This window comes from Neobacillus sp. NPDC097160, assembly GCF_044762155.1.
Taxonomy (GTDB): domain Bacteria; phylum Bacillota; class Bacilli; order Bacillales; family Cytobacillaceae; genus Neobacillus.
This window is the reverse complement of sequence record NZ_JBIWDU010000054.1, coordinates 1-1,078: the sequence shown is the minus strand read 5'-3', so window position 1 is coordinate 1,078 and position 1,078 is coordinate 1. Positions and strand designations below refer to the sequence as shown.

The 1,078-nt window shown below is 34.9% G+C and carries 1 protein-coding gene; it reads left to right on the top strand.

Annotated features, from left to right (window positions below; all coding sequences use genetic code 11):
• Positions 1-83: 83 nt before the first annotated feature.
• Positions 84-191, top strand: a complete 108-nt coding sequence (locus ACIQXV_RS29770) for a YjcZ family sporulation protein (RefSeq protein ID WP_402966005.1) — start codon at positions 84-86, stop codon at positions 189-191.
• The last annotated feature ends 887 nt before the right edge of the window (positions 192-1,078 follow it).

Below are 1,078 nucleotides of genomic sequence, written 5' to 3'. Positions count from 1 at the left end.
ATTATCGTACTGACTAGCGTCATTTAATCAACCAAACGGTATGATTTAGGGCGAAGTAAAATCTTATTATGGAGGTGATATACATGGAAGAATTTAGACACGAACATAGAGAAAGAAACCCTTTTGCGTTAGTCGTTACGTTGTTCGTTCTACTCATCATTGTAGGAGCTTCTTTTATGAGCGGCTACTAATTTGTACGGAACAAAGGGCAGGTTGAAAGTTAATCTGTCCCTTTGTCAAATAGACTGATGAAATGAAAGGAGGATGAATTAAATGCGAAATTTCGCTATGAGAAATCGTGGACGAGCTGTTGAAGTCAGGGACCATTTTGGAAGAGTTCACAGAGGAGTAATAGATAGGGTTGACCCATCCAGAGGAATATTTATGCGTCGAGGCTTTGATTTTGATTTCATTCCCTTCTTTCTAATTGCCTCTCTTTTCCTAATATAAATAGGAGAAGACGGTTTCTCTTTGAAATTGAAATCGAATTAGAAAGAAGAAGACGATTTGAATTCGAAAGAAGACGACGCAGCTTCTTTTAAGCACAAGATTTAAACAGTTTTTCCATGAGCCTACGGAAAAGAACAGTTGTCATCATAAGCAACTGTTCTTTTTGAACAAATTGAAAGTTATTAAACATAAGGCGTTTTTTACTTTAGGATTAGGCTGCTATAATTGGCGGCTTTTTCTTATCTAGCTAAAGGCGTTCGATCCTTTAATAGAAGGATTACATTTTTCTTATTCAAGTAACGGGTTGGTTTAACAAGAGTTGCCTAATCCGTAACCATAGCCACCACAACATCCGCTGTATCCACCATAACCAACCATTTTATAGCCCTCCTTTAGACTTACTCCTTACAATTTATGTTAAGAAATTAAGGATGGAAGGGCTATTTCACTAGGATTTTTTTTAGGACAAAATTTTATTTGGTTTTGAATTTTTTAATAAATTGATTAAAAAAAGGGGTGATTTCTTTAATTAATGGTTTAAATTGATTAGATGTTTCGACTAACATATCGATGGTTTCCATAAGCAATTCAACATCCACATTGTTAAGAAGATTTTCTATCTGATTTT